Source organism: Streptomyces phyllanthi, assembly GCF_009377205.1.
In the GTDB taxonomy this organism is placed as follows: domain Bacteria; phylum Actinomycetota; class Actinomycetes; order Streptomycetales; family Streptomycetaceae; genus Streptomyces; species Streptomyces phyllanthi.
The window spans coordinates 1-4,459 of the sequence record NZ_VJZE01000610.1; the positions used below are offsets into that span (position 1 = coordinate 1).

Annotated in this window: 4 protein-coding genes; all 4 read left to right on the top strand. The window is 70.9% G+C overall.

What is annotated here, in order from left to right; all coding sequences use genetic code 11:
* Positions 1-286 precede the first annotated feature (286 nt).
* Positions 287-1,573, top strand: a complete 1,287-nt coding sequence (gene trpB, locus FNH04_RS42000) for a tryptophan synthase subunit beta (protein WP_152791501.1) — start codon at positions 287-289, stop codon at positions 1,571-1,573.
* On the top strand, positions 1,570-2,385 hold the full coding sequence (gene trpA, locus FNH04_RS42005) for a tryptophan synthase subunit alpha (RefSeq protein ID WP_322725422.1): 816 nt from the start codon (positions 1,570-1,572) through the stop codon (positions 2,383-2,385). Before trpB ends, trpA begins: the two co-directional genes overlap by 4 nt.
* Before the next feature lie 63 nt (positions 2,386-2,448).
* Positions 2,449-3,225: a DsbA family protein gene (locus FNH04_RS42010; protein WP_322725424.1), complete on the top strand. Its 777-nt coding sequence runs from the start codon at positions 2,449-2,451 to the stop codon at positions 3,223-3,225.
* A 149-nt stretch (positions 3,226-3,374) separates the two neighbouring features.
* Positions 3,375-4,391 (top strand): prolipoprotein diacylglyceryl transferase, encoded by a 1,017-nt coding sequence (lgt, locus tag FNH04_RS42015; RefSeq protein ID WP_152791502.1) that lies wholly within the window; start codon positions 3,375-3,377, stop codon positions 4,389-4,391.
* Positions 4,392-4,459: the final 68 nt, after the last annotated feature.

Sequence of the window (4,459 nt, forward strand, 5' to 3'; positions counted from 1 at the left end):
CCCCCACCCTTCCCATCCCAGGGGCTCTGCCCCTTGGACCCCGCGGTGCCGGCCGTCTGCGGCTGGCCGCGGAGTTCCCCGCGCTCCATGGCCAGGGGCGGGCACGTCCAGCCCGGCCGGCGTTCGCGGGTTGATGGGGACGGCCGGCCCGTGAAGACGGGACGGGTAGGGGGGGCACGGCAGTGGTCGGCCACCCACCGCACCGGTCCAGCCACAGCGCACGAACGCGACCACCGTCCATCCCACCCAGGATTTCGGGGCGCAAGCCCCGTGTGAGGTAAACCGGATGTCCAGCGAGTTCTTCATTCCCGACCCGGAGGGCCGGGTTCCCAGCGCCGAGGGGTACTTCGGCGCGTTCGGCGGCAAGTTCATCCCGGAGGCGCTCGTCGCCGCCGTGGACGAGGTCGCCGTGGAGTACGACAAGGCGAAGCACGACCCCGAGTTCGCGCGCGAGCTCGACGATCTGCTCGTGAACTACACCGGGCGGCCGAGCGCGCTCACCGAGGTGCCACGGTTCGCCGAACACGCCGGGGGCGCCCGCGTGTTCCTGAAGCGGGAGGACCTCAACCACACCGGGTCCCACAAGATCAACAACGTGCTCGGCCAGGCCCTGCTCACCAGGCGCATGGGCAAGACGCGCGTCATCGCCGAGACCGGCGCCGGACAGCACGGGGTGGCGACGGCGACCGCGTGCGCGCTGTTCGGGCTCGAGTGCACGATCTACATGGGCGAGATCGACACCCAGCGGCAGGCCCTCAACGTGGCGCGCATGCGCATGCTCGGCGCCGAGGTCATCGCCGTGAAGTCCGGGAGCAGGACGCTCAAGGACGCCATCAACGAGGCCTTCCGGGACTGGGTCGCCAACGTCGATCACACCCACTACCTGTTCGGGACCGTCGCGGGGCCCCACCCCTTCCCCGCCATGGTGCGTGACTTCCACCGTGTCATCGGTGTCGAGGCGCGGCGTCAGCTCCTGGAGCGGGCCGGGCGGCTGCCCGACGCGGCCATCGCCTGTGTGGGCGGCGGTTCCAACGCCATCGGGCTCTTCCACGCCTTCATCCCCGACAGCTCCGTACGCCTTGTCGGCTGCGAGCCCGCCGGGCACGGCGTCGAGACCGGGGAGCACGCCGCGACCCTGACCGCGGGTGAGCCCGGGATCCTGCACGGCTCGCGGTCGTACGTCCTGCAGGACGAGGAAGGGCAGATCACCGAGCCGTACTCCATCTCGGCGGGGTTGGACTACCCGGGCATCGGGCCCGAGCACTCCTACCTCAAGGACAGCGGCCGGGGCGAGTACCGCGCGGTCACCGACGACGCCGCGATGCAGGCGCTGCGCCTGCTGTCGCGCACCGAGGGGATCATCCCGGCCATCGAGAGCGCCCACGCGCTCGCCGGTGCCCTGGAGGTCGGCCGTGAGCTGGGCGAGGACGGGCTGATCATCGTCAACCTGTCCGGCCGCGGCGACAAGGACATGGACACGGCCGCCCGGTACTTCGGCCTGTACGACACCGACGCCGCCGTCGCCGCGGACGCCGACGGCGACGCCGCCGAGATCGAGGGGGACGCCAAGTGAGCGGGAAAATCCAGCTGTTGAGTGACACCCTGGCGGCAGCCAGGGCCGAGGGGCGGTCCGCCCTCATCGCGTACCTCCCGGCGGGGTTCCCGACCGTCGACGGGGGCATCGCCGCCATCAAGGCCGTCTTCGAGGGCGGCGCCGACGTCGTCGAGGTGGGTCTGCCGCACAGCGACCCCGTCCTCGACGGGCCCGTCATCCAGACCGCCGACGACATCGCCCTGAGAGGCGGCGTCAAGATCGCCGATGTCATGCGCACGGTGCGTGAGGCGTACGAGGCGACCGGGAAGCCAGTGCTCGTGATGACGTACTGGAACCCGATCGACCGGTACGGCGTCGAGCGGTTCACCGCCGAGCTCGCGGAGGCGGGCGGGGCCGGGTGCATCCTGCCCGACCTGCCCGTCCAGGAGTCGGCGCTCTGGAGGGAGCACGCCGAGAAGCACGGGCTCGCCACGGTCTTCGTGGTCGCGCCCAGCAGCAGGGACGCCCGGCTCGCCGAGATTACCGAGGCGGGCTCCGGCTTCGTCTACGCGGCCTCGCTGATGGGCGTCACGGGCACGCGCGAATCGGTGGGAGCGCAGGCGCAGGACCTGGTCCGGCGCACCAAGGCCACCACCGACCTGCCCGTCTGCGTCGGCCTCGGCGTCTCGAACGCCGCCCAGGCCGCCGAGGTCGCCGGCTTCGCCGACGGCGTGATCGTCGGCTCGGCGTTCGTGAAGCGGATGCTGGACGCGCCGGACGACGCAGCCGGCCTGGACGCCGTACGGACGCTGGCGGGCGAGCTCGCGAAGGGTGTGCGCGGGACGGCGTAATCCGAACGGGTGGACCTGGGACCGGGGAGGCGCGGTGCGTCTCCCCGGTTCGTTCTGCCGGATGTGAGCGAGAAGAACCGTGAGGGAAAGCGCACCGCCCGGGAGCGGCTGGCGGCGGAGCGAGCGAAGCAGAAGACCGCGGAGAAGCGCCGTCGCACGCTGATCGTGGGTGCCGCCGTCGTCTGTGTCCTGGGCCTGGCCACGGTCGTGGGCGTGGTCGCGGCGAACGCCGGAAAGGACGAGGGCAAGGACGCCTCCGGCCCGGTCGTGGGGCCCTCCGGGGCGGGCGGCAAGGACGGCCTGGTGATCCCCGTCGGCAAGGAGGGCGCCAAGTCGACCCTCACGGTGTGGGAGGACTTCCGCTGCCCGGCGTGCAAGTCCTTCGAGGACGCATACCGCTCGACGATCCACGAGCTCACCGCCGCCGGACAGCTCAAGGTCGAGTACCGCCTGGCCACGCTGATCGACGGGAACATGGGCGGCAGCGGATCGAGAGAGGCCGCCAACGCCGCCGCGTGCGCGCAGGACGCGGGCAGGTTCCCGGAGTACCACGACGTGCTGTACCGGAACCAGCCCGCCGAGACGGACGACGCGTTCGCCAAGGACAGCGAGCTGATCGAGCAGGCGAAGAAGGTCGAGGGGCTGGACACGCCCGCCTTCCGCCGCTGTGTGGAGGACGGCACGCACAACAGCTGGGTCGTGAAGTCGAACGAGGCCTTCCAGAAGGGCGGCTTCGGAGGCACCCCGACCGTGCTCCTGGGCGGCGAGAACGTCTACGCGGACCAGTCGATGACCCCGGCGAAGCTGAAGCAGATGGTGGAGGCGGAGAACAAGGGCTGAGGCGCGGGCCGAGAACGGACGCGGCACGGGCTGAGGCGGGGGGTGCGGGCTGAGGCGGGGGCGTCTTGGTGTGGCGGCCGTGGCGTTATGGAGCCGTAGCCGGGCCGGTTCCCGCGGTGAGCGTCCGGCAGGGTAGCGTCGACCCTGCCATGGACCTTGTTGAGCTTGCCTTCATTCCGAGCCCGTCGCGCGGGGTGCTGTACCTGGGCCCCGTGCCGCTGCGCGGCTATGCGTTCTGCATCATCATCGGTGTCTTCGTGGCCGTCTGGCTCGGCAACAAACGCTGGATCGCCCGCGGTGGGCAGCCCGGCACGGTGGCCGACATCGCTGTCTGGGCCGTGCCGTTCGGCCTCGTCGGCGGGCGGCTGTACCACGTGATCACGGACTACGAGCTGTACTTCAGCGAGGGCCGTGACTGGGTGGACGCCTTCAAGGTGTGGGAGGGCGGCCTCGGTATCTGGGGCGCTATCGCGCTCGGCGCCGTCGGTGCGTGGATCGGCTGCCGCCGCCGTGGCATCCCGCTCCCCGCGTACGCCGACGCCGTCGCGCCCGGCATCGCGTTCGCGCAGGCGATCGGGCGCTGGGGCAACTGGTTCAACCAGGAGCTGTACGGGCGGCCCACGGACCTCCCATGGGCCGTGGAGATCACGTCCTCCACGGACGGCCGGGTCCCGGGCACGTACCACCCCACCTTCCTGTACGAGTCCCTGTGGTGCATCGGCGTCGCGCTCCTGGTCATCTGGGCGGACCGCCGCTTCAAGCTGGGGCACGGGCGGGCGTTCGCGCTGTACGTCGCCGCGTACTGCGTCGGCCGCTTCTGGATCGAGTACATGCGCGTCGACGACGCCCACCACATCCTGGGCCTGCGGCTGAACAACTGGACCGCGATGTTCGTCTTCGTCCTCGCGGTGGTCTACATCGTCCTGTCGGCCCGTAAGCGGCCGGGACGCGAGGAGATCGTCGAGCCGAACGCCTCCGGCGACGGTGACAGTGGCGATGACGCGGGGGACTCCGGGAAGAAGGCGGACGACGCGGAGACGGATGCCGCGGAGAAGGACGCCACGGAGAAGGCGGAGAAGGACGACGACGAGTCCACGGACGCCGACACGGACACGGACACGGACAAGAAGACCGAGGACGAGACGGAGTCGGCCAACAAGAGCTGACCTCGACCTCGACGGTACATACGTCGACGGGGGCGCCGCATCTGTGTGGATGCGGCGCCCCTTTGTTT